The 25210-nt window shown below is 54.5% G+C and carries 21 protein-coding genes; 3 read left to right on the top strand and 18 right to left on the bottom strand.

The window, feature by feature from the left end; all coding sequences use genetic code 11:
• Window positions 1-158: 158 nt before the first annotated feature.
• A complete protein-coding gene (locus IPH75_03460; GenBank protein MBK7141125.1) occupies window positions 159-896 on the top strand; it encodes a hypothetical protein in 738 nt (245 codons plus the stop codon).
• Window positions 897-949: 53 nt separating this feature from the next.
• On the opposite strand, the gene rnhC is transcribed toward IPH75_03460, so the two are convergent.
• The 18 genes from rnhC to IPH75_03370 form a co-directional block, all read right to left on the bottom strand.
• The gene (gene rnhC / locus IPH75_03455) at window positions 950-1597 is read right to left on the bottom strand and encodes a ribonuclease HIII (protein MBK7141124.1); all 648 of its coding nucleotides are present in this window, start codon (window positions 1595-1597) and stop codon (window positions 950-952) included.
• 9 nt (window positions 1598-1606) lie between these two features.
• Window positions 1607-2164 carry an elongation factor P gene (gene efp / locus IPH75_03450; protein ID MBK7141123.1) on the bottom strand — a complete coding sequence of 186 codons (558 nt, stop codon included), beginning with the start codon at window positions 2162-2164 and terminating at the stop codon, window positions 1607-1609.
• Between the two features lie 68 nt (window positions 2165-2232).
• Window positions 2233-4053, bottom strand: coding sequence for a hypothetical protein (locus IPH75_03445; protein MBK7141122.1), 1821 nt, complete (start codon window positions 4051-4053; stop codon window positions 2233-2235).
• A 41-nt stretch (window positions 4054-4094) separates the two neighbouring features.
• Window positions 4095-4877 (bottom strand): prepilin peptidase, encoded by a 783-nt coding sequence (locus tag IPH75_03440; GenBank protein MBK7141121.1) that lies wholly within the window; start codon window positions 4875-4877, stop codon window positions 4095-4097.
• 28 nt (window positions 4878-4905) lie between these two features.
• The gene (locus IPH75_03435; protein MBK7141120.1) at window positions 4906-5649 is read right to left on the bottom strand and encodes a 16S rRNA (uracil(1498)-N(3))-methyltransferase; all 744 of its coding nucleotides are present in this window, start codon (window positions 5647-5649) and stop codon (window positions 4906-4908) included.
• A 3-nt stretch (window positions 5650-5652) separates the two neighbouring features.
• A complete protein-coding gene (prmA, locus tag IPH75_03430; protein MBK7141119.1) occupies window positions 5653-6537 on the bottom strand; it encodes a 50S ribosomal protein L11 methyltransferase in 885 nt (294 codons plus the stop codon).
• A gap of 2 nt (window positions 6538-6539) precedes the next feature.
• Complete coding sequence (gene dnaJ, locus IPH75_03425) at window positions 6540-7697, bottom strand: molecular chaperone DnaJ (GenBank protein MBK7141118.1); 1158 nt, start codon at window positions 7695-7697, stop codon at window positions 6540-6542.
• Window positions 7697-9622, bottom strand: a complete 1926-nt coding sequence (gene dnaK / locus IPH75_03420) for a molecular chaperone DnaK (protein ID MBK7141117.1) — start codon at window positions 9620-9622, stop codon at window positions 7697-7699. The genes dnaJ and dnaK overlap by 1 nt, the downstream gene beginning before the upstream one ends.
• A gap of 51 nt (window positions 9623-9673) precedes the next feature.
• A complete protein-coding gene (gene grpE / locus IPH75_03415; protein ID MBK7141116.1) occupies window positions 9674-10288 on the bottom strand; it encodes a nucleotide exchange factor GrpE in 615 nt (204 codons plus the stop codon).
• A 3-nt stretch (window positions 10289-10291) separates the two neighbouring features.
• Complete coding sequence (gene hrcA, locus IPH75_03410; GenBank protein MBK7141115.1) at window positions 10292-11380, bottom strand: heat-inducible transcription repressor HrcA; 1089 nt, start codon at window positions 11378-11380, stop codon at window positions 10292-10294.
• A 132-nt stretch (window positions 11381-11512) separates the two neighbouring features.
• On the bottom strand, window positions 11513-13516 hold the full coding sequence (locus tag IPH75_03405; protein ID MBK7141114.1) for a DUF3857 domain-containing protein: 2004 nt from the start codon (window positions 13514-13516) through the stop codon (window positions 11513-11515).
• Window positions 13516-15480, bottom strand: a complete 1965-nt coding sequence (locus tag IPH75_03400) for a DUF3857 and transglutaminase domain-containing protein (protein ID MBK7141113.1) — start codon at window positions 15478-15480, stop codon at window positions 13516-13518. Before IPH75_03400 ends, IPH75_03405 begins: the two co-directional genes overlap by 1 nt.
• A gap of 188 nt (window positions 15481-15668) precedes the next feature.
• Window positions 15669-15968, bottom strand: coding sequence for a hypothetical protein (locus IPH75_03395; protein MBK7141112.1), 300 nt, complete (start codon window positions 15966-15968; stop codon window positions 15669-15671).
• Between the two features lie 57 nt (window positions 15969-16025).
• Window positions 16026-17684: a DUF4384 domain-containing protein gene (locus IPH75_03390; GenBank protein ID MBK7141111.1), complete on the bottom strand. Its 1659-nt coding sequence runs from the start codon at window positions 17682-17684 to the stop codon at window positions 16026-16028.
• 12 nt (window positions 17685-17696) lie between these two features.
• Window positions 17697-18572 carry an HmuY family protein gene (locus IPH75_03385; protein ID MBK7141110.1) on the bottom strand — a complete coding sequence of 292 codons (876 nt, stop codon included), beginning with the start codon at window positions 18570-18572 and terminating at the stop codon, window positions 17697-17699.
• Between the two features lie 168 nt (window positions 18573-18740).
• Window positions 18741-20090 carry a sigma-54-dependent Fis family transcriptional regulator gene (locus tag IPH75_03380; protein MBK7141109.1) on the bottom strand — a complete coding sequence of 450 codons (1350 nt, stop codon included), beginning with the start codon at window positions 20088-20090 and terminating at the stop codon, window positions 18741-18743.
• 90 nt (window positions 20091-20180) lie between these two features.
• Window positions 20181-20837, bottom strand: a complete 657-nt coding sequence (locus IPH75_03375) for an outer membrane beta-barrel protein (GenBank protein ID MBK7141108.1) — start codon at window positions 20835-20837, stop codon at window positions 20181-20183.
• 195 nt (window positions 20838-21032) lie between these two features.
• Window positions 21033-23189, bottom strand: coding sequence for an immune inhibitor A (locus tag IPH75_03370; protein MBK7141107.1), 2157 nt, complete (start codon window positions 23187-23189; stop codon window positions 21033-21035).
• Window positions 23190-23421: 232 nt separating this feature from the next.
• Here IPH75_03370 and purD point away from each other — a divergent pair, with 232 nt between their 5' ends.
• On the top strand, window positions 23422-24711 hold the full coding sequence (gene purD, locus IPH75_03365; GenBank protein MBK7141106.1) for a phosphoribosylamine--glycine ligase: 1290 nt from the start codon (window positions 23422-23424) through the stop codon (window positions 24709-24711).
• 2 nt (window positions 24712-24713) lie between these two features.
• Window positions 24714-25160: a 5-(carboxyamino)imidazole ribonucleotide mutase gene (purE, locus tag IPH75_03360; GenBank protein MBK7141105.1), complete on the top strand. Its 447-nt coding sequence runs from the start codon at window positions 24714-24716 to the stop codon at window positions 25158-25160.
• Window positions 25161-25210: the final 50 nt, after the last annotated feature.

Below are 25210 nucleotides of genomic sequence, written 5' to 3'. Positions count from 1 at the left end.
TTTTGGACTGTTCTTTTTGGTCCCCCCTGACGGGCAGTAAAGGCGCAAGTAACGGGGATAACGACTTAGCCGGACGTTCCGGCCGCGGCACCAAACTTGCCTATTCCTCGCTCGCAAGCCTGTTTCAAACTCTTCATCCGACCAGGAGGAGCAGTCATATGAAGAAGCGAATTTCTATCCTACTCTTGACCACCGTCTGTCTGGGTATCTCCCTCTTTTTGATCAGTTGTTCTGACGATGATATCATCGCGCCCTATACCGAAACGACCACGGATGCCAGCCTGATCACGTATTACTTCCCGATCGATCAGGGGTATACCGCCACGTATGAAGTGCGGGATTCTGATGGCCGGACCTCTGCGACCACGTTCAAAGTGGGCGGTGCAGTTCCCTTCTCAAATGCCACCGCCACCCAGTGGTTTTATCAAAATGGTACCGGCTACGATACCAGTTTCATCGTAGTCACCGGAGCAAGTCTCTACCTCTATGAAGGGATCAACGGAGTCGGCGAACGGATCCTCCAAGGTCCGCTGCAGCCCGGCGCCAAGTGGACACGCTATCCGGGATACGATTCTGACACCGCCTCTATCGTCACCGGTGACGAAGACTTCGGAGAAATTCTCGGTGGTGAGGATGGCGGCAACGGCGGCGCAGTGACAAAGGTTTTTCCAACCACCGGTAGCAACGAGCTGAAGGTTGAAGCGGTCGAGACTATCATCCTGGCGAATGGGTCTTCGTTCGCCGGTGCTGCACGTGTCGTAAATCAGTTGTCCGATGGTTCAACCAATAAGTACTGGTTTGCGCCTGGGTACGGGCTGGTTCGTTACGTGATCGGCGCCACGCAGTCTTATCCGAATGGAAGACAGCTTGGTGAGCTGGTCAGTTTTGTCAAGTAGACAGAGTTGAAGTTATTGATGAATTGGACGGGCCGGAGTTTCCTCCGGCCTTCTCATTTGGTAGAGTTGGCGTGGGCCGTGACCCGAATGTAGTTTTTGAAATGATGTTTGGCGTACCGTTCAAGCACGGCCTCTCCCTGACTTTGAACCAACCGACTTCCTGCAGAATCGACCGGCGACCCGGCCCCCTTGGGGAGAATCATCCCGGCCTGTTCAGAGAGTTGTTCCATCTGGCGGACGAATTCGGCGCGAGCCAGGATTGATGCCGCGCCCACCTGGGGGATTGATTCCGCGCGAACTGTCTGCTCCAGTCTCACCGTGCAGTTACAGTCGGCCAGCGCTTTGAGGATCAGCTCAGGCTTGCCGAACTGATCGGAGATCGCCAGGTCGGCCGGCGCTTTTCCCAGCACCTTCTGGATCACTTCAGCATGCCCCTGCGCCAAGAGGATATTCAGATTCTTGATCTTGCGGTAGAGCCGATTGTATTCTTCGGGCAGGATCACACGGATTGCATGGGGGAACTGCGCGCGAAGTTGTGTGTCGATCTGCAGCAGTTTTTTATCGGCGATCTGCTTTGAGTCACGCACGCCAAGGGCTGTCAGTTGACCAACGTCGTCATCGGATGCCAAAAGGGCCGCTATTACCAGCGGCCCAAAAAAGTCACCTTTGCCCGATTCGTCGACTCCAATAATAACCGGCAAATCCTCTCCTTACGCTCTTTCGAGATATTCGCCACTACGGGTGTCGACGCGAACCATGTCCCCCTCTTTGACGAACGGGGGTACTTTCACCATCAGCCCGGTGCTCAACTTGGCCGGTTTGGTGACGTTGCTCACTGTGTCCCCTCTGGCCGAAGGCTCGGTCTCCGTCACCTGCAAGGTGACGGCCGCGGGCAATTCCACGGAGATCGGTGCGTTATCCAGAAATAGCACCTGGTACTCGGAGTTTTCGATCAGATACCACTTGGCATCGCCAAGTTTTTCTACCGGTACGGTGATCTGTTCGTAATTCTGAACATCCATGAAGGTCGCTTCGCCGGTCGCCTCATAGAGGTATTGCATGCGTCGGTTTTCGAGATCTGGAGGCTTGAAAACATCATTGGATGAGAAGACCTTTTCGATCACCGATCCGGTCTTGATATGTTTGAGTTTGGTGCGGATATTCGCCTTTCCGCGACCCATCTTGAAGTGTTGATACTCAACCACATAGTACGGCTGATCGTCTACGACGATAGGCAATCCCCGTCTGAAATCCGAAACACTGTACATGCATCCTCCTGCAAAAGTGCGGCCAATATAACAGATATGGCCGATTTCCCAAGCATTTTCTGGAGGGGTCAGGAGACGGATTCGAGATGTTGCACGGATAACGGTAAATGGACAAAAATGGTCGTCCCTCGGCCTACGGCTGAGTCAACCTGCAGGCTGCCGCCATGCAGACTGACAATCCGGCTGGCCAACGGAAGGCCCAGCCCGGTCCCACTCGGACGAGAGGAATAGAATGGCGTAAAGATCTTGTCAAGTTTGTCTTCGGCGATACCTGATCCAAAGTCAGTAATTCGGATTGTAGCACTCTCCTTTTCGCGGGAGAGTGATACTTCAACCCGCCCCGCCTCGCCGCCATACGATTGGATGGCGTTGTCGATCAGATTGCCGATCACCTGTTTTAGCAATAGCGGGTCGGCTTCGATCTCAATTTCCTCGCCGCTGATCACACACTCGATCTGGCGACTGTCTTCGCGTACCCGATAGTTCTCCTTGAGGTCATCCAGCATCCGGCGCAAGGCGACTATTTGCGTCTGCGGATTCAAGGGCCGAGCAAACGCGAGGAATTTGGAGACGAGGTCTTCGGCTTCACGCGCTTCCTTGAGGAGCGACTCGGCCATCTCGGTCGTCTGGTCGAGTTTGAGCAGTCTTCGCTTGAGGAGATTGCCGAATCCACCGATCGCCCCCAGCGAATTTCTGATCTGATGAGCCAGCCCTGCCGCCATTTCGCCGAGAGCGGCCAACCGATTTTTCTGTTCCACCTGCTGGCGAAGATTCGTTACTTCGGTCAGGTCGTTCAGCAACACTGACACACCCAACACATGGTGATCGGAATCCCTGACAGTCGACAACGCGATCCCCAGAACCAGTTCGCGGCCCTCGGAGAGCCGATGTGCTACTTCGCTGTATCCGGCATACCGTTTCCCCTGCAATGCCGACCAGATCAATTGGGACAGCGGTGTAGCTCGCCCCAGTATCTGCGCATAAGCCTCGTCATCAGAGCAGTCACCGAGGCCGAGAATTCTCCGCGCCGCAAGATTGACCGCCTTGACATTCCCTTCCAGATCGAGCGAGATGATCCCGGAATCGATCGACGACATCAAGTATTCATTAAACTGCTCTAGCGAATCGGCTCGGGATTGTATGGTGGCATTGACGCGGGTCAATTCAGCCTCTTTATCGCGGAGGTCGCGAATCACCCGTCTATATTCCTCCACTACCGCGTCTGCCTCATGGTCGTTCCCGCTAACATCGCGACCCGCCAGTCTGGCCTGTTCCCTGATCTTGCGGAATGGACGGAAAATAAAACGCGAGAGGATAACATACCCAAGAGCCGCCAACAGTGTTACCCCTGCCCCGACCCAGAGGACGACTCGGTTGCCATCCTGCAAATAAGCGAGGTCAGAGCTGTTGACCGAAACCACCGCCAGTCGCTTCTGATTGGCGTTGGGAAGTGGCGCCACTACAAAAAACTGCTGGTCATCCCCGCGCATCAATCTGTTCGGCTCCGCTCGAAGCAGCCGGTCTATGATATCCGGTGCCTGAGACGGAGGTAACTGGGTCAGGATCGACCGCAACCATTTCACGTGGGCGGCCGGGCTGCTGTCGGTCGGATGATTGGGGACAATGGTCAGGCCGCTCAGTTCATACTGCCGCACTAAATGGCGCCGCAACGAATCAGGGATCTGCACCAGATGATTGTCGTTGATCGTACGAGTCACAGCAACGATCGCGGTCCGGAGCCGGTCAGTGGTTTCGTCCTGAAGTCGTACCCGGGCGTTAAACAGCACCAGGTTCGAGGCAACGCTCAACAGCAGCAGCACCAGAACAATGCTCAACAGGCCGAGATGTACCTCGGACTCAAATCGATATTTAGCTTTACCGAACGGCATAGCCTATGTATCGGTCTATTAGTGGGGAGGAAAAGGATGGCCTAGTTCAGGCCAAGAATATTGTGCAGATAGTACGCAATGATCTGGTCGCCATAGAGGATCGTCACCACAGCCGCCAGGGCGATGAACGGCCCGAACGGGATAACCCGCTCCTGGCGAAGTTTGGCGGAAAATGCCATGATCGCCAGCGAGATCACCAGACCGATCACCGCCGACGAGAGGAAAATGAGCAATACTTTTTGCCAGCCGAGAAATGCTCCGAGCATAGCCGCCAGTTTGATATCACCGCCCCCCATCGATTCTTTCTTGAAGAGCGCATCTCCGAGCATCGCGATCAGGTAAAGCGAACCGCCGCCGACCAGAAGTCCGATCGCCGAATTCAGTATTGAGATACCACCGGGAAACAGCGCTACTAATAGTCCGAGAACCATCCCCGAATAGGTCAACAGGTCCGGAATGATCTGAAAATCAAGATCGATGAAAAAGACTACCAACAGCACGGTGCCGAGATAGCAGAAAACCAGGAATTCCAACGACATCCCGAAACGCCAGAGGAAATAGAGATACATCAGCGCATTGACCGCCTCGACCAGAGGATAGCGGGAAGAGATCGGCTTCTTGCAGAATCCGCATTTTCCCCGGAGTACCAGATAGCTTATCAATGGGATATTGTGGTACCATCGAAGCATGGTCCCGCAATTCGGGCAGGCCGAACGGCTTAAGACCACGTTCTTTTCTCGTGGCAGACGATAGATCAACACGTTGGCGAACGAACCGATCGCCAGGCCGATCAATGTCACATAGGTGTAGAGAAGTCCATCCATCACTGGTGGTTATCGGCAGGATTGGAGATTAATTGAATTCACCAAGTCGGGCCATGATCAGCGCAACCGCGATCGGGCCGGCATTTTCGGTCCGCAGGATCCGTTTCCCCAGACTGACCGGCTGGTACCCCTTTTCTTTGGCGGCCGCAAACTCGGTCACGGAGAACCCGGATTCCGGCCCAACCAGCAGGGTCACCCGAGTGGGATTGCTTTCGAACGGGATATCCTGAATCCACTTACTGTCACTGCTCGGATGGAAGATCAGCTTGATCCCCTCGTCAGACTCTGATAGAAACTGCTTCAAACTGAGTGGTAAAGCGATCTCCGGTCGATATGATCGGTGACATTGCTTCATCGCGGCTAACGCAACTTTTTCCAGTCGTTCGGCTTTGTTATGCGCCCGCCGGGATTCTTCAACTTTCACTTTGGACTTTTCGGTCATCAGAGGCACAAAGCGACTGACCCCAAGTTGTGTCCCCTTGTCGACCAGTTCATCAAACTTGTAGCCGACAGACATCCCAGCCGCCAAAGTTAGTTTGACCATCGGTTCGCCGAATTGCCGCAGGCGAGAGTGGACCACCAGTTCGATCTGTTTCTTGCTGTTGAATCGTATCTCTCCCCGTGCGCCATTCCCCAGACCATCGACGGCGATAGCAAGGTCGCCCGATTTCATCCGCAGGACATCGATCGCATGATGCGACTCGGCCGCCGATAAGACGACCGTTTCTTCGGCCAGATGTTCAGGGGTGGCAAAAAAGATCGGCGGTTCCATTGCCTACTGCCTGGGGATCACGTACGTGAGCCACTTGTTGTCGACAACGATCTCAAACTTCGGATGTCCCAGACCCTGCAATGCCTGAGTGACCTCTTCTTCATCTTGCGTCAGCAACCCCGAAAGGACCAGCGTCCCGGTAGGTGCTGTCAGTCCGATCAGACGACGGAGCATTGGGAGGATAGTGCTCTTGATGATATTGGCACACACGAAATCATATACCGGATCATCCGCCGCTTTCTCAACCGAACCGAAGAGAATATCATGCGGAGTCTTGATCTCGTTGATCTGGAAATTTTCCTGGCAATTCTGCACAGCGGTGACATCGTAATCGATCGCTTTGATGTATGTCGCCCCCATTTGCGCGGCGAGAATAGAGAGGATCCCTGACCCGGTCCCCATATCGAGAAATCGCATTCCCGGTTGGAAATTCTTGCGGATCACAGCCAGACAGCTTCGCGTCGTCTCGTGCGTGCCTGTGCCAAAAGCCATCTTTGGTTCGATCACGATGTCATATTTGGTGTTTGGCTGTCGATCATGCCATTTCGGACGAACCACGATATCATCGGCGATCCGAACCGGTTGGATGGAGGCTTTGTATTCTTCTACCCACTCGACATTCTTGATCTGCTTTTCGGCTATCTTTGGGACAGGTTGGCCAAGCGGGCCGTAAACATCTGACAGGTAGGTCGGGAGTCCCTGCCGAAATGCCGACTCTTTGTCCGGCGCGACATAGAAGGTGATGATCGTGTCCGGCGACTCGTCCTCTTCTTCCAGGACCAGCCCGCTGGTGATATTATCGATGATAAAATTGCAGACGGCATCGGCCATCGTCCGGGCGACAGTGAGTCGTGCCTCAATATAACTATCCGGCATTTCAGCCTGCATGTTCAGACTCCAAGGGTTGATCGAAGTTTTTCAAAGAATGACTTGTCACCCTTGGGCGCGCTGAATGATTCCGACGTCGCCAGCTTCTGCAGGACTTTTTTGTCCTCCGAAGAAAGCTTGGTCGGCACCCAGACGGTGACCTGGACTAACTGATCCCCTCGGCCGCTGTGGTGCAGATGCGGAATCCCCTTACCTTTCAACTTGAGAATCTTGCCGGATTGAGTCCCGGCAGGAATAGACATGGTCTCCGATCCATTGATCGTCGGGACTGTCACCTCACCACCCAGTGCGGCGGTGGTAAAAGAGATCGGCAACTCGAGCAGGACATTGTCCCCCTGACGGGAGAACCGCTCATGTTCGAGCTCTTCGAATACGATGATCAGGTCGCCCGGATGTCCTCCGTGCGGGCCGGCATTCCCCATCCCCTCCAGCGTCATGTAATTCCCCGACGCTACTCCGGCAGGAGCTTTCACCTTTACATTCGAGGTCCCTCTGACGCGTCCCTCGCCGCTGCAACTCTTGCACGGATCGGCGATGATCTCGCCGGTTCCGCGACAGACATTGCAGGTACTCACCTGCTGGATCGTACCGAGAAATGTCCGGGAAATAGTCCGTACCTGACCCATCCCCTTACATTGCGGACATTGTTTCTTTGATGAGCCTGCCGCCACCCCGCTCCCCGCGCAGGTATCGCACCGAAGCAGTCGATTCACTTTAATCGTTTTTTCGATACCGCTGGCGACCTCTTCAAGCGAGATCGCAAAACGGACCCGGAGATCCTCTCCCTGATTGGAGCGCTGACCACGTCGCCCCTGATCGAAGAAATCATCGAAGATCGACCCGCCGCCGCCAAAATCACGCATAAAGGCACGGAGCGCATCCGAAAGATCGAATCCCTGGAACCCGCCGCCGCCATGCTGGAATCCGCCGGACTGCATCCCGGCATGACCGTACTGGTCATACATGTGTCGCTTGTCGGCATCCTTCAGCACTTCGTATGCCTCGGTCGCCTCCTTGAATCGTTCTTCGGCCTCTGCATTCCCCTGATTTCGATCAGGGTGATACTGCATCGCCTTTTTCCGATAGGCGGACTTGATCGTCGCTTCGTCGGCCGCTTTGTCGACGCCCAGGATCTCGTAGTAGTCGCGTTTACTGCTCATCAGCTCTTGTTTTTGTCCTCATCGACCACCTCGAAATCGGCATCGACCGCGCCATCTTTCTTGCCGCCGGATTCGCCGGTCGGCTGTTGATCCGGCGCAGGGCCCGCCCCTGCTGCCTGTTGCTGCTGAGCGGCTTTGTACATCTCTTCCGCCAGCTTGTGCGAGGCCTGCATCAATCGCTCTTTCGCTGAACTGATCGCCGCCAGATCATCGCCGCCCATGGCGGTGCGAAGCGCGGCGACTGCGTCCTCGATATTCTTCTTTTCGTCGCCGCTCACTTTGTCGCCATGTTCGCGAAGCGTTTTTTCGGTGCTATAGATCAGGGCGTCCGCCTCATTGCGTGCCTGGATCAGGTCGCTTTTCTTTTTATCCTCTTCGGAGAAGGTCTGGGCATCGTTGACCATTCGCTTGATCTCCGCTTCAGATAGCCCTGAGGATGCTTCGATCCTGATCGATTGTTCTTTCGCGGTCGCCATATCTTTGGCGCTGACATGCACAATGCCGTTCGCGTCGATATTAAATGTGACTTCGATCTGCGGGAGTCCCCTTGGCGCCAGCGGCAATCCTACCAGATCAAACTTACCGAGCAACCGGTTGTCGACCGCCATTTTCCGTTCACCCTGCAGGACAACGATCGAAACGGCCGGCTGATTATCCGAGGCAGTCGAAAAGATCTGCGATTTTTTCGTCGGAATTGTCGTATTCCGCTCGATCAATGGGGTCATCACGCCGCCCAGCGTTTCGATACCGAGCGAGAGCGGAGTGACATCCAATAACACGATATCTTTCATGTCACCGGAAAGCACGCCTCCCTGGATCGCCGCGCCGATCGCCACAACCTCATCCGGGTTCACGCCTTTGTGCGGCTCTTTGCCGAACAACTGACGGACCGTGTCGATGATCTTCGGCATGCGCGTCATGCCACCGACCAGCACCACTTCATCGATCTCGTTGATCGAAAGCTTGGCATCGGCGATCGCGGACTTGCAGGGCCCGATCGTTCGCTGCACCAGGACATCAGCCAACTGCTCCATCTTGGCGCGGGTCAACATCAGATCAAGATGCTTCGGACCGGATTGATCTGCCGTAATGAACGGCAGGTTAATGTTGGTCTGCATAGTGGAGGAGAGCTCTATCTTCGCCTTCTCCGCCGCTTCTTTCAGGCGCTGCAGGGCCATTCTGTCTTTGCGCAGGTCGATCCCGCTGCTCTTGAGGAACTCCTCGGCCATCCAGTCAATGATTACCTGGTCGAAATCGTCGCCGCCAAGATGCGTGTCACCGTTGGTCGAGCGAACCTCAAAGACTCCATCGCCGATCTCAAGAATTGAGATATCAAACGTTCCGCCGCCAAGATCGTAGACGGCGATCTTTTCATTCTTCTTTTTGTCCAGACCGTAGGCGAGCGAGGCTGCGGTCGGCTCATTGATGATGCGGAGGACTTCAAGGCCGGCGATTCGGCCGGCATCTTTGGTCGCCTGGCGCTGTGAGTCGTTGAAGTAGGCCGGAACAGTAATGACCGCCTGCTTTACTTCTTCGCCGAGATAGTTTTCAGCACACTTTTTCAGATACTGCAGGATCATCGCCGACACTTCGGGCGGCGTCAACTTTTTCCCCTGAACCTCAACCAGCACGTTTCCTGATGAATCCTCGGCGATCTTGTACGGCACCAGCTTCTCTTCGGTGCTGACCTCGTCATGTCGACGGCCCATAAATCGCTTGATCGAGAAAACAGTGTTTTCTGAATTGGTCACTGCCTGACGCTTGGCAGCCGCGCCAACCAGGCGCTCGCCATCTTTGGCGAACGCAACAACCGACGGCGTTGTCCGGGCTCCCTCGAGATTCGGGATCACGACCGGATCCTTTCCTTCGAGAACCGCAACGCATGAATTGGTGGTACCAAGGTCGATACCGATTATCTTAGCCATTGTATGCTCCTTGACTGATTACTTGTCTAAATCTCTGAGCCATAAAACAGCTCATCCCTTCCCTTTGCTGACTCCCACTTTGCTGTGCCGGATCACCCGACTCCCCTGCTGATACCCCTTCCCCATTTCGAGGGCAACCGTCCCTTCCGGATACTCGTCCGAACTGGTCTGCATCATTGCCTCGTGAAGTTGCGGGTCGAAGGGCTTTCCGATCGCCTCGATGGGGGTGATCCCATGTTTGGTTAACAGGCTAATCAATTGCCCGTAGATCATTTCGGTGCCGGTGAGAACCGCATTCGGACTGGCATCCTCTTTCGCATGCTGTAACGCCCGTTCGAAATTGTCCATCACCTCAAGCAGTTCAGAAAAGACTCGGTCGTTGGCCGCCCGTATCAGTTCATCCTGCTGGCGCGCCATTCGCTTGCGATAATTGTCGTGTTCGGCGGCCATGCGAAGCAGTTTGTCTTCAAGCTCTGCGACTTTCGCCTTCAACTCATCCGGCGTATCTAATAACTGCCCGGCTTCTTCGACCAGATCCGATTCACTGGAGAAATCCTCCCCCTTTTCAACCATCTCGGCTGGATCGCCCAGCACGCGTTGTTTGGGGGTTGGCTCTCCCTGACCGGAGAAATTCTCTGTCAGGTCGGTATCTTTTTCATCGCTCATATATCATGCACCTTTCTTCTCATCGAATCCGGAGAGAACCTCGGTGATCGACCGGGCGGTATATTCGACCACCGACACCAGCTTGCTGTAGGGCATACGGGTCGGCCCGATCACGCCGATCGCTCCAGTGATATTCCCGACTTTGTAGGTGGATGATACCACCGAGCAGTTGATGATCTCCCGGATCGTATTCTCCCGCCCTATCGTAATGAACAGCCCCTCCTCATGCGCCTGGGTCAGGAATTCGGAGAGGATCTTACCATCCTCCAGTAAGCGCATCAGTTTCGACATTTTATCGCGATCAAAAAATTCCGGCTTCTCTATAAGACTACCGGCGCCGGCGATATGAATATCTTCCGGACGGCGGTCTTCCGTCCATATTCTCTCTTTGGAATCGATCACCAGATTGATCAAACGGCCATGTCCGGAGACATCCGCGATCCGCTTGGAGATCGTGTCGCGAATGGTCGCCAGGGTCAGCCCGGAAAGCCGTTCGTTTAACAATGCTTCCACTTCGGTCAACGCCCGCTCTGCGAAATTCGCTTCGATCTCAAGGATCACCGATCGGGCGATCCCGGATCCGAGAATCACCACCACCATCACTTTACCGTCGGCGACAGGGATGAGGCGCAGTGAACGAAGTACCCCTTCCTCAAAGCGCGGCGCGACAGTCACTCCCAATTGCTGCGTGATCTCACCGAGAATGCGGGCGGTCTGTCCGAGGATTTCATTTATCCCGCGCCCTTCCTTCAGGATCGCGGCACGGATCATCTGCTCTTCGGCCGTGCTGAGACGGTCCGGCTTGATCAGGTAGTCAACATAAACGCGATAGCCAATATCGGTCGGGATACGCCCTGCCGAGGTATGCGGCTGCTCCACAAGACCTAATTCTTCCAGATCCTGAAGCGTGTTCCGAATGGTCGCCGAGGAGAGCCCCATCTTGAACTTATTCGCGATAACGCGCGACCCCACCGGATCAGCCGACTGGATATAGTAGTTGATCAGATTAAAGAGGATCTGCTTTTCGCGATCAGTGAGATTTTCAAAACCCGATGACATACTCTCCTCAAGACCATCCAGTCGAACTGCCATTTTGGCAGCCTATCTGCCAGAGCGCTAACAATTTACAGATTCTTATAACGGCAGTCAAGGGAATTGGTTCACAACAGAAAGGGGCGCCGCCTTTTCGCAGCACCCCAATACCTTCAAGTGAAAATCAATCCGTCAGTGGACCCGAACCAAAGCTACCGTAGCTGTGGTCATTGAGGCCCGCGCCGCATACAGCTCCTGAAGCGAAGCGTAGTCATCGACCGGGATGAACGGTGTCGCCAACCGGATCACCCGCTGGACCCCAAAACTCCCCTCAAATTCGGTGAACTGAAGACCGCAATTGCCAAGATGATTCGCAAACGAGGTGTCAGTTGGGAGCGATTCCACCTTCCACCCTTCCGGCAGGACAAACTGGATCGACTCATTCAGCTCAAATGCATAATCAAATGCGACCGGGTTGACTCGAGTGGTGGCGGTGAACGGGTTCTCCGCAGCCTCCATTAGCTCCAAGGGCCGAAGCAACAGACGATCCCCCACCAGGTCGCCGACACCATCGACCGTCTGCACATGCGCTCTTGTCGTCAGGGTTTTACGATGATCCGACAGGTTTTGCGCACGCACGGAATCTATTTCAAATCGCGCATAACGCTCTTTGAGATCTTCCAACACAATTGTGGCCGCGGCGACGGAGTCAGCATCCAGACAGTCCAATCTGACTCCGCGGGCAGGCTGTCCTGTCCGGGTTTCGGCGAATGTCCCGCTTAACAGAAAATCCTGGTCGAACTGGAGCTGCATACTGCTCCCGATCTTATTTGCGGCGTAGGTCGAGAACCAGACCAGATCATTGGTCCGCCCGCCTTTCGAAAGGATCAGAGCGGAGACTCCTTCTGTATACCAGGGGGCAAACCCATAGGGCAAAAACATGCTTCCGGGGGAGTAATAGACGGACTTGCCGGAACTGTCCTGCACGACCACCAGTGACTGATCGAACTGCCAATACAAAGCTTCCTGCACGAACAGATTTTTGTCTCGCCGCACGACATACGCCATGTGCGCATCGATGTTCATCGAGCGGAGCATATCGCAATAGACCAGGTTTATCTGTTCTTCACTCCCCTGCCGCCGGCTAACCACATGATTGCCTGTTTCGACCTGACGTTCCTTCCGCGATTTCTTCACCTCAGGCGGATCGTAGGTAAGATTGGTGATACTGTCCTGAAGCCACTCATATGCGGCGCGCATCTTGGCATCCCGAGTCTCCAGCGAATCAAACTGCTTGATCACTTTATTCACCTGCTTGCTGCCATCCGCAAAGTAGTCGGTAACAGAAGTCATGGTCGTGGCGACCCTTTCCCAGAAAGCCAGCGATGATGTACTGGAGCTGTAAAACAGATAGAGCCGACCTTCGAGCGCCTTGCGCGGGAGAGTATGCTCTTCCGACCGGAAAGGAGGGACATCTGTTACCGTGAAGTGCAGTTCCTTCACTTCCTTGATATTAGGCAATTGCTTGACATCGATCGGCTTGTCCAACCCCCGGACCACGTAGTACGGAGATTGACTGCCAAAGAAAGAAAAAAAGTACCCCAGCCCCCATCCCTCGGCATTGATCAGCCACTGCAATTCTCCTTTGAGTACCGGGATATCCTGCTGGATCGACCAAAGATCGTAGCGAGATTCGAGTCGAAGTTTCATAACGTATTCGACTATACAATCATCTGTCACGCCGGGTATGGAAAAGGTGTATGATTTGACTTTGTGGCGTCCAAGCTGATAGGCGATCTTCTCGCGGATCTGCGCAACATCCAGCACGGCCGAATCTCCATTTTGCTGGATCGAGCGCGCCTGGATCAACAGCACTTTTTGATCATTGTCGTAGAGCGGCACTTCGGCATCCGCCCAGTCCCGTCCTTCGGCAGACAGGATGCGGATCCGTCGGTAGATCGTCACGTCGACCCGATCATCAGTCAGCTTCTGGTCGTTGACCACTACCTTTTCAAAAATGACCGCGGCATCGCGTATCTCTTTCGCACTGTCGACCACGACTGCCCAGTCACTGTCCGAAACCGGTTCCCATGGATGCGTGATCTTGAACTTGAGTTGTTCTGCCTGCGCCGACGCGACCATGAGGATCATCCCCATGAAAAGCAGGCTACCGAGTTCGCGACACCGTTTCATCATTACCCCTTCCTTGGTCGAACGATAGTCTTCAGAGTAGATATCCGTTCAAAGAGACGTCGAAACGCACGCGCCTCGGCATATTCCGAGGCTTCCATTATTTCTCCGTTCTTTTCGCTGACACTCTCGTAGATCAGGCCGGAAGGATCTTGTTTGACCCATGCGGCCACCGTAGCGATGCGGCACTGGGCGCCAATAGAATCAAGCGTTTCTGCTTCCCATCCGGTCGGCAAAACCCAGGTGATCCGGGAATCGGTCTTGCGTGGCGCACCGAACCAGATCGGGTACATCCGCTCATTCTTTCGAAATGCCGCCACTTCCCCTGACCAGAGAAAATCAAGCTTGAGAATTGAGAGCTCTCCGGAACGCTGCAAATAATTCTTCCCCAGCAGCGTGAATGTAACCCAGGTCGAATCATTGTCACTGGAAGCCACATAATCGGTAATGGTCGCACCTGGGACTGATTCGGTGACCGACTTCAGTATCTCGTCGATCTGTTCGCGTTGGCTGGTGGCGCCGTTCTTGTATTTCATCGCCGCCGCCAGATCGCCATAGGCAGTCGACCGCACCTGTGCCGTCAGCGAGCCATCCTCGGCCAGAGTCGCGGTCGCCACGATCTTACGCGAATTCTGCTCCGGCTCCAGGTCGCGAAGCCAGGTCAGCGAGGTGTCCTTTTCGGAAGCGATCAGGATCGAGTTCCCATACTCGCCGATCGGCAAAAAACCGAATGGTGCAGCCGGATAGGTCGGATCAAAGATCAGCCACTCTCCCGCTCTTGCCAGAGGGAAAACCGTCGAATCTCCAAACACCGAATCAGGGATCGCCAGAATACAGTGATCAAACTGAAACGGCGAACTGATTTGTTCTGAAACCCAGGTTTTCACGCCTGTCAGGACGGTCGTTGACGGGACACCGATACTGGCCAGCATCGCTCGCATCAGGGCCACTTTATCTTTGCAGTCGCCATACCTGTTTTTGTATGTCTCATGAGCATGCCGCGGGACGATCGCCCCTTTGCCGATCTCGATCGCTACATAGCGGATCTCATTCTGGACAAATGATGCGATCGCTTTCAGCCGCGGGATCAGCGCAGTATCTTCGGGCAATATCGATTTTACGAACTCAGTCAGTTCGGCCGTCGGCTGCCCCTGCCAGTAGTGTAAACTATCCAGCCAGTGCGAGGCCGTTTTCCAGTCCGGAAAGCTGGAGGTCTTGGTTCCCGGCGCAGTGGTATAGCAATTCACCTGCACGACTCGATCCATATAATACCAGGGCGGCATAAGCGGTTCTTCCGGACGATACGGCAAACGGCTGCCGGTCCAGATTATATTGCCGGCGGTCGAGTCAAACTGCAGGCTGTCCGTGAACTTCCCCGTCGCCTGCATATGCCAGTCTGACGGTAGCTGGAGAGTCCACTGCGTGAACAAGACCGGCTGTTGATGCTGGAAAATGAATCGCTGGAATGTCCCTGCCCAGTCATGTTCTTCCAATCGGTCGAATTCAAAGGCCACTACCGACCCGATCTTCACCTTGTCGAAACTCCCGACCATCATGCGAAGATCTGTATGGATGCCAATATCTCCCGGCGGCGCGAAGGTGGCGAACTTTTCCGGCAACAAGGTCTCTTCGGCCCCGCCGGGTGCGATGTGCCACCCTTTCTGATTGCGGATCTTATGCCATGGGCCGACTAATTCGACAAACACCATTTCTTCTATCCCGGCGGTGCGCAGCACTCGATAGGCCACCTGCACATGCGTCTCAGCCGTACCATCGCGTTTGATTTTCGTCGCCTCCGTGTGACGAAGAACCAGATGGGTCGCTTCGGGGTCGATCGTCATCGAGGATTCATCTGCGAGCGCATCCTTGATCCACGAGGGTCCGGCGATGATCGGTGATGAGAGGAAAATGATGAGGAGTGGACACAGGTGATGGATCCAGCGGGTTGTCCAACCATGTTGTAAGTGCATCTCTCTCCCTGCCACAGCGATCGCCACAAACACGGATCCTTGTCTGGCTCCGCCCGGATCGCCGCTTCCCGGTAACATATCTGTCCTGAGCGGGTAAGTCAATTCCGATATGGAGTGAACTGTCGGCAAAAGAAAAAGCTGTGGCGGACATCGCCACAGCTTGTATTCGTCAGGAAAACGCGAATGCCTTACTTGGCATCCTTCTTCTTCAGGTTCTCCTTGCGGTCATCGACCCCATTGTTGTTTCGATCGACGAAGTTGTCATACTTTTTGTCGGTCTTGGCTTTGGTGTCGACCTTGTTCGGAGCGGCTTTGGGATCCGCCTTTTTCTCAGCCGGCTTACTCGCCTTGGCCGCGCTATCCGTTTTGGCTGGCTGCGCCTGTTTGGCGGGCGGAGTCTCTTTCGCCTTCTTTTCTACTGCCATAACAGCCGACACTCCCGTGAACAGGAGGGTCATGCTGAGCAGGTATGGGATAAGCTTCTTCATAGGTCTTGATTCCTTTGTCAAAGACGGTAAGTCTGCCCGTCGATGCAACATTAAAACCTACCGCTTCCCCTTCCCATTGTCTTTGCCGCTGTTGCCATTGCTTGAACGCGGAGTTGACTGACGGGGGCTGGAGCCGGAGCTATTTGACCCGGACGACTTCTGCTTCACCTCGCCACCACCGCGATTGCCACTGCTGCTATTGTTGTCGTCCCCTTTGCTTTCAGTCTTCTTCTGTTCCACCTGCTGCGGCTGGGCCTGGGACTTCTTTTCCCCTTCCTTCTTGTTGTCTACCGAACCGCTTTTCTTGCGGTAGTAGTTGGATGACCCGCCGGACGGGGATTCGGACGACTTCTTCCGTTCGACCGTGTTTCCACTGCTGCTCGAACCGGAAGAACCTTTCTTCGAAGTGGTACCATAACTTCCGCGATCCGTGCTGGAGCCGGAACTCGAACCGCTGCTTCCCGAACGATAGCTGCCACGGCTGTTGGCGCTCTTGTCTCCATCAAAGCGCGAATTGCTGGCGGTCCGTTCGGACCTGCGACGTTCCGTCGAACTGCCGATCGCCGAGGATTCATATCCGCGATCCGTCTTGATCACTCCGCCGGTTCCGCGAACATGCTTTTTCGGCAGGGCGGCGAAATTCGAAGCGTCATTTTCAGTCGGCTTGGAGCGCGTCACACCATTTTTCGGATCAGCAGTCGTACGGCTGACCACGGTGGTGCGCTTCTTGACTACTTCGTTGTAGTTTTTGTAGCCGGCCGCGACTGGATCGCGATAGCCAACCACACGCACGTCTTTAAACTTGGAGTGCACTCCGGCGCGCGGCCGAATGATCGTCTGGTTTAGCACGATCGTATTGTAGTGGCTCACATGCACGTAATCTTCCCAGCAGTAGCCATACCGGTCATAAACCGTGATCGTCCGCCACCCCACCAACACGCGCGGGATGTACAACGGAGCGCATCCCCAATAGATACCATCGATATACACACTGGCACCCCACGGATAGTCAAAGTAGACATTTCCGCAGACCGACCAGCTCGGATAGGTCGGATAATAGACCGGCCGGAAATAATCCTGCTCCCACTCATTCACATAGATCACTTCGCGGTCGACCGCAAAACGCTGATCCGGATATCGGTCGAAGTAACGGCTGATCAGGTAATCCATGAATTCGTCACGGTCCTCATCATCCCCGCAGGTAATGCCGGATCCGTTAAACCAGCTCGGGATCGGAAACCGCTCACGGCTGGCGATGATCTGAATGGTCTCTGATCCTTCCGGACCATCGACAACCAGGTCAAACTCGTCTTCGGCCGCCGGCAGCGTATAGGAGATGCCGCCGCGACGCCACGGATTGTCGGTCGGCGAGGTCGGGTAGAGCAGATTCACTCGCCCGCGTGAGTCGATCGACACGATCGCCACATACGCATCCTGGTTCAGGCGATAGTGCATCTTGATGTTATCGCCGATGAAGTATTCGTTGTCGCTCCGGTTGACCCAGATGTCGGCATCGAGATACCGATCGACACGCACATAGCCGTTGGAACCGTAGTCGTCATCGGAACGTCCGCGATCTTCGTATTCCGACTCGTAGTTGCCGTCGTCCCGGTCATCGGAACGGTCACGCTGGACCTGCTGCTGAGCCAGGAGTGTACTCCCGGTCATCAGCATCGCCAGCACGACAGTCAGTAAAGTTGCACCCTTGCGCCACATATACACCATCCTTTATTCAGAGCTGCGAGTCGAGATTGACTGCTTCTTGAGGTAGTTTGCGTTATGCACCGGACGCTTCGCGTTCTTCGGTGCGATCAATTCCGGATTACCCGTATCCGTCTGGTATCCCCAGTCAAAAGTCACTGCGCCATTCCCGGCGATAGCGGTCACCCGTACCTTGGCATAGTTGTCATCGGCGGTCCAGACCACATAGGTGTGTCCGACGATCGCTTCGACATATCCAAGCTGCGACCAGCCATCCTGCGGCGCATAGGTGATATCATCAAACTCGTCGGTGTACCCCATATCCTGGATATCCGTCTGGTCGTTGGCGGCATTCAGGTAGGAGATACTTCCCGGTCGATCAACTACGATATCTGCCAGCGGGTTGTTCATTGAGACGCGCGCTTGCGCCGCAAAGCTGAATCCGGCAAGCGAAGTATCAACCTCGATCGGGAACAGCACCTGCCCCTGTCCATCCGGTCGCGGTGTGTCGTAAACATTTTCAGCCGACAGTTCCGATTCGTATCCGGAGCTGTTGACCGACGAGACCGCGTAATAGTAAGTCACCCCGTTGGCGACATTATCATCAACAAAGGTATAGATCAGCAGGTCGAGATTCGGGTTGTCGTCTGCCACTACCGAGCCAATCTCTACATAGCCGGTTGTCGCATTCAGCGAGCGATAGACCACGTATTCGACGATATTGCTTTCGTACGGTCCATACCACCGGATCGTCACCTGACCATCACCAGTGACCGAATAGACCCCTTGCGGAGCCGCCGGCTCATAGATCACGATAGTTGGGTTGTTGTCGTCATCATCACATCCGCCGACGAAGAGCGGGACTGCGGTTATCAGAAGCAGAATCAGGGTCAGTTTGCGCATGGATAACTCCGTTTTTTCCTTTCCTTTGACCCAATATATATCAAAGCCCATGCCGAACAGGCTAATCTATTACACGACAATATATTGGAGAATTCTGAATGCAGCTCGTCAGCCGGGGATAGCACAATTATTGTGCATTAGAGATAGGTCGCGCCTAAGATATGTGCGTCAAGACCGTTCCAGCTTGAATTCTTTGATCTTGTTATGCAGCGTATTCCGATGAACCCCTAAGATCTCCGCCGCCTGCACCACATTCCAGTCCGTCTGCTCAAGCATCCGCTTGATATGCTCTTTTTCGACCTCTTCCAATGTCCGCGGTGCCGCGGACTGCTGCTCCCCCGAGGTTGGCGTCAGGCCGGTCAGATCGGCTGCCGTGATCGATCTCCCCGAGGCAACCACCACCGCCCGTTCGATGATATTCTCCAGCTCACGCACATTTCCCGGCCATCCGTAATTGGAAAGTAACGAAACCGCCTCCGGTGAAAAGCCGGTCAAATCTCTTCCCAGCCTGCGTGAGGATCTTTGCAAAAAGGTCCGCGCCAGGATCAGAATATCCCCCCCTCGTTCGCGCAGCGGCGGGATAGTAACGCGAATGACATTTAACCGGTAGAACAGATCCTCGCGGAATTTGCCCTCCTTGATCATCAGTTCGAGATCACGGTTGGTCGCGGCGATCAGCCTGAAATCGAGGGAGATCTCTTTCATTGCCCCGAGTCGCTGGATCTTACGGTCCTCTAGTATCCGAAGCAACTTCACCTGCATCGTTAGCGGCATCTCGCCGATTTCATCGAGGAACAGCGTGCCGCCATCGGCCAACTCCATTCTCCCCTGTTTGGCCTTATCCGCACCGGTGAAGGCACCTTTTTCGTAGCCGAATAGTTCAGCCTCGAGCAGTGTCTCCGGGAAGGCTGCACAATTGATCGCCACCAGTCGCTTTTCCGCTCTTCCGGAGAGCGCATGCAATTCCCGCGCGACCAGTTCCTTACCGGTGCCGGATGCTCCGGTTACCAGGACGGTGGCATCACTCTTGGCCACCTGAGCGACCAGCTCTTTCACTTTGCGGATGGCAGTTGATTCGCCGATCAACTCAGAATTGGGGAATGCCTCGGCGATTCGTTCCGACATCACGGCGTGATCGACGATCAACTGATTCTGCGCCGCCGCCTTTTCCAGTTTGATCAAAAGCTCTTCGAGATCTTCGACCGGCTTGGTCAGGTAGTCATATGCCCCGGCCCGCATGGCAGCAACTGCCGTTTCAACTGAACCAAAAGCGGTCAGCACCAGGACCTGGATGAATGGATTGAGCTCGCGAAGTTTCCCCAGCAGTTCGATCCCGCTCATGCCGGGCATTTTCATATCGATTATGGCCAGCGGTGAGAAAACGGAAGCGTACTTTTCCAGTGCCTCCTCCCCGCCAGATGCCGTGGTAACCTCGAATTTTCGTCGGCTCAAATAGCCGGAGAGCAGTTCACGCTGCTGTACTTCATCATCCACAACCAGGATCTTGATCGGTTTCATCCAGTAATAGTACCACAGGCGACCCGGATACTCAAAGTCAAAAAAAACCCGCCGGAGAGGCGGGTTTTCATACTCAGTTTTGTAGCGAGACTATTCGCCGGAGCCAAACAGCAAATGAAGCCCGATCCGGAGATCGAGTGTGCCGTAGCTGTCACCCATCTCGTAGTCGACTCCCTGGAAATCACCTTTGGTGCTTTTGGAAAATGCCTGGTGATAATCCGCCTGGACAAAGAATCCGCTGTAGTCGGAGGTATAGTAAAACAGACCGGCGCCAAATCCCGCCGAAAGGGCCGGATCAAACTCAAGTTCTTTCAATTTCCGCGTGCCGTTGTCAACCACTTCGGTGGAGAGATTGGCAAAATCAAGACCTACCCGTACATGCGCGTACGGTACCAGATCGCTCGAACTCGGCAAATAATAGCGGAGATAGAGATTGGGACGATAGATCTTGTGCTTGTGCGTGACCAGTTCATTATCGTTGTCGATATCAAACTGACTGTAGGCGAAACCAACGCCCAGAGTCATCTGTGAACTGATAAAGACGCCGAAATCAAGTCCACCGCCAAGACCGGACTTGGCTCCCAGGGTATCGCTGTAGTCCTTAATACCGCCGGTTGGCATGGACAGGCCGCCATAGAAATTCAATTCCAGATTATCTCGTTCTTCCTCAGCCTCGTCCTGGGCAAACAACGCAGCCGGCAATACAAGCAGAGAGGTCAGGGCAAGAACCAGCAGAGATCGTTTCATTGCATCATCCTCGAAAACTAGGTCTAATCAATACAATTCACGTTTAGTATGATGTCTCTCCCATCCCGGGAGAAACAAGCACCAAAGATACGTTACCACCAGACGGCTTGTCAACTGGCTTTGTTCAGTTCGAAATAGGCAAAGAAAAAGCGCCGAACGATGAACGCTCGGCGCCTTTGCGTCTGTCTCAGCCTGTTATGGACAACTTGGCGCGGGTGATTGTCCCACCATAAAAGAGATCATCCGCGACAGGTCGCTGATATCAACCGGTCCCGCACAATTGACATTCGCCCGTTCCAGAGGGACTGGCGCTGATACCAGCCCGAGGAGGTACGAGATCAGGTAGCTCAGGTCGCTGATATCGATCAGCATATCCCCATTCAGATCGCCTATAATGATCCCCTGGTAGACGGTCGTCCCGGCCAGAGTAGACTTCCGGCTAACCTGATTTTCAGCATCGGTCCCCGTCACACGATACCAGAAGTCGCCAGAGGCATGTCCGGTAAACGTGTACTCGGTGTCGACTATCGCCGCTGAAACCAGCACCTCACTCCCGAAGATATCCACATTCTCAATATCATCAATGTAGACCCCTTCATTCAACGAGAATGAATCGGTGAACTGTGTCAGTCGGATAAAGACTTCTTTCCCGGCATACGCCGAAATGTCGTATGCGACTCTGACCCAGCCGCCGGATGAACCGGTGATACCATTCCCCAGGTTGAGATTGTTCGGGTCACTATTAGTGGTCCGACTATTCGGCAAATTAATGAAGTCAAAGCCGCCATCGATTGATATCTGGGCATAAAAGTAATCCCAGTCAGTCTCCAGATCATACCAGAGCCAGAATACCAGCGAGTCGCCGGTCTGCACTTTGTACGGCGTCTGCGAAAGCAGCCAGTGATGCGCTTTATTAGTGTTCTGAGAATGCCAGGAGAAATTGCCACTGCGCTTCCGCGCGGATGACAAAGTCATCTTTTCGGTTGACCAGTAACCATCGTTGGATTCGGCGATATCAGTGATCGTCTGCTTGCTGCTCAGTTCGTACAGTGCGTAACTGACCGGCTGATTGATGCTGTCAGCCGTTTGCCATGTCACCGTATAAGTTGTGCCGACTGAATCAGGCACGGATACGACAGCCCGGGCCGGAGGCGCCAATTGCAATGGATTATCCGCGATCTTGGCCAGGAAGAGGTTCGGATACAGGTTCTCTGCCTCAAGCGCCGGGATGCGGGCCGGCGCCGGCCAGAAGCCATCGGTATTCCCGCCGATCTCAGTCGTGAACGAGACAAACCTCGGCTTGGAGATCGTATCTCCCCACATCCAGTCATCGGCGGCGCCGTTGGTCGGATAAAGCGTCCAGCTTACATCGGGCGCATAACCATTGTACTGGGTCAGCGAATCCCCTAATTCCTGAAAGAAATCTTCCTGATGGGAGTAGATCCGGTCATAGCCATATGGCCAGATAACGAGGTTCGAATAGGTGTGGATATTGTTGCAGACCGAGAAATTACGCGAGATCACGAAATCCCTGAGTAGCTGCGTCTCTATTTCAGAGAACGCCGAGGGTCCGCGGTAGACTTCACTGCTCGCGCTGGGTGACGAACCGATATCGTCATATCCCCACTTGAATGCAAAATTCCGGTTCAGATCTACTCCAAAAGCGCTACCGGTGTTCCGGCGGTTCTTCCGCCACAACCCGCCACCATCCGGATTGGTCGACTCGTTGTATTTCACGCCGTCCGGGTTAACCACCGGCATGAAGTAGAGCTCCCGGGTATCGACGATATCCGTTACTTCCGGATCGATCCCATAATTGGCGATCAGATGGCGAAGCACATTCAAGAGAGCGGCGGCTCCGGCAGGCTCGCGTGCGTGGATATAACTATTGTAGAAAACTTCCGGCTCGTTTTCATCGACATTTGGATTATCCGAAACTTTGACTACCCAGATCTCTTCTCCCTCCACCGATTGGCCGATCGAAAACTTCGCGGTCATGATATCGGGGCGTGCGGCGGAGAGAGAGTCAAGGAGCGCTACTATTTGCGCAAATGTCCGGAACCCTCCGTTCGGCACGGCCGCTCGCTCCGCGTAGAATAGCGAAAGGTCCTCATGTTCTACCTGGTATGGAATGCCGAGTTGCTGGAGTTTCTGTCGGTCCCCTGGTTTGGCCAGGATCTCGAATCGGTCCCCCTCTGCCTCGACCACATCCAACCCCAAACTGGCCAGATCGAGATATTGTGATTTGGTGATACGATCGACGACGATCTTGGAAATGGTTGCTTGCTCAGCGACAGTCGTACCCGCGACGAGTAAACAGAAAAACAGGGACAGTACGAACGGGCGATACATGCCAACTCCTTCTGGTGGATAGTCTACAATGCCAGCACGGTATTATTCCAGCCGGCCATGTGAGGAAAAGGGGATGGCCGATGGTAAGTATCTGCTTACAAGATAATGGATTCGGCAAAATCGGCAACAGCTTTCTCCCGTTCATCGCCAGTTTGGGCGATGAAAAAACCGGTTGCCCTATCTGCCGAACCGGCTGTAGATTAGCGGTTTCGCAAGGATATGGACTAAGCATATGAATATACTGGTAATAGGCTCCGGCGGTCGTGAACACGCCCTCATCTGGAAATTGAAGCAATCCAGGAAGGTCGACAAGATCTTCTGTGCCCCCGGAAACGGCGGCATCTCCCAGATCGCCAAGTGCGTGAATATCAAAGCCGATGCTACCCGAAGCTTGATCGAGTTCGCCCAGCGCAACAAAATCGACCTGACGGTCGTGGGCCCCGAACAACCGCTCTCGGTCGGCGTGGTCGATGATTTCCAGCGGCGCAAACTCCGCATCTTTGGTCCCGACAAAAAGGCGGCTCAACTGGAGAGCTCCAAAGTCTTCTCCAAAGAGTTCATGCGGCAATATCATATCCCCACTGCCCCGTTCAGGGTCTTCACCTCATTTGCCGAAGCAGTCGGATTCTGCAATTCCGCTGAATTCCCTTTGGTGATCAAGGCCGATGGTCTGGCGGCGGGCAAAGGGGTCGCTGTTGTCAAAGATGTCGCTCAGGCAACCATCGCCCTTGAAGAGATGATGATCAAAAAGATCTTCGGCAAAGCCGGCGAACGGATCGTCATCGAATCCTTCCTGTCGGGCACCGAAGTTTCAATCATGGCAGTTACCGATGGCAAGGTCATTGTTCCACTATTGCCAAGTCAGGATCATAAGCGCGCACTCGACAATGACCGCGGTCCCAACACCGGCGGCATGGGCGCGTATTGTCCGGTCGATTTCATTACTCCCGAGATCCTTGAACAGGTGCAGGAGCATGTTTTACTTCCGACCATCAATGGACTGCGCAATGAAGGGATCACTTATTCCGGAGTGCTCTACGCTGGACTAATGCTAACTGAAGCTGGCCCGAAAGTGCTCGAATTCAATTGCCGCTTCGGTGACCCGGAAACCCAGGTCGTTTTGCCTTTGCTCAAAACCGATCTGGTGGACATCATGATGGCGGTTGTCGATGGTAAGGTCGGAAATATGCCCAAGCTCGACTGGCGTAAAGGCGCTGCCGCCTGTGTGATCATGGCCTCCAAGGGCTACCCAGGGAACTACCGAAAGGGAATTCCGATTAATGGCCTTGAGTCGCTCAAAGATAACAATTCCCCGGTCTTTCATGCCGGCACCAAGCGGGAAAATAACCGCTATTTCACCACCGGTGGACGGGTGCTTGGTGTGACGGGGATCGATGCCGACTTAAAGAGCGCGATCGACCGCGCCTACGGTACGGTCAAAAAGATCAGATTTGATGGCGCCATGTTCCGTCGCGATATCGGCGCCAAGGCCTTTCCTCAAAAAGCGGAGACGACCAAATAGCTATGCCGAAAGTACTGATCATAGTTGGGTCCAAGTCGGACCTCGAGTATGCTGAGACCTGCAGGGCCGAACTGACCAAGCTGGCGATCGAAGGATCGATCGAGGTCTCCTCTGCCCATCGTCATCCGGAGAGAACCGGGGACCTCACGGTGAATGCCGCTTCGCGCGGCTTTGAAGTGATCGTCGCCATGGCTGGGCTCTCTGCCGCACTCCCCGGAGTGGCGGCCGCACATTCGTTACTGCCGGTCATCGGCGTCCCATTACCGGCAGCGCTGAATGGCCTTGATTCACTATTGTCCGTGACTCAGATGCCTCCGGGTATCCCGGTTGCGGGTGTGGCTATCGGAACTCCCGGCGCTAAGAATGCAGCCATTTTGGCTGCCCGGATCCTGGCGCTTAAGTACCCCGACGTCAAAGCCGCCCTGGAATCGCACCGCAAATCGCTCTGAGACAGCGCGATCCGGTCGCGGGAACATGGCCCGACTCAAACTGTACAACT

Source organism: bacterium (assembly GCA_016708025.1).
Lineage (GTDB): Bacteria > Zixibacteria > MSB-5A5 > GN15 > FEB-12 > FEB-12.
This window is presented reverse-complemented; position numbering and strand designations above follow the sequence as displayed.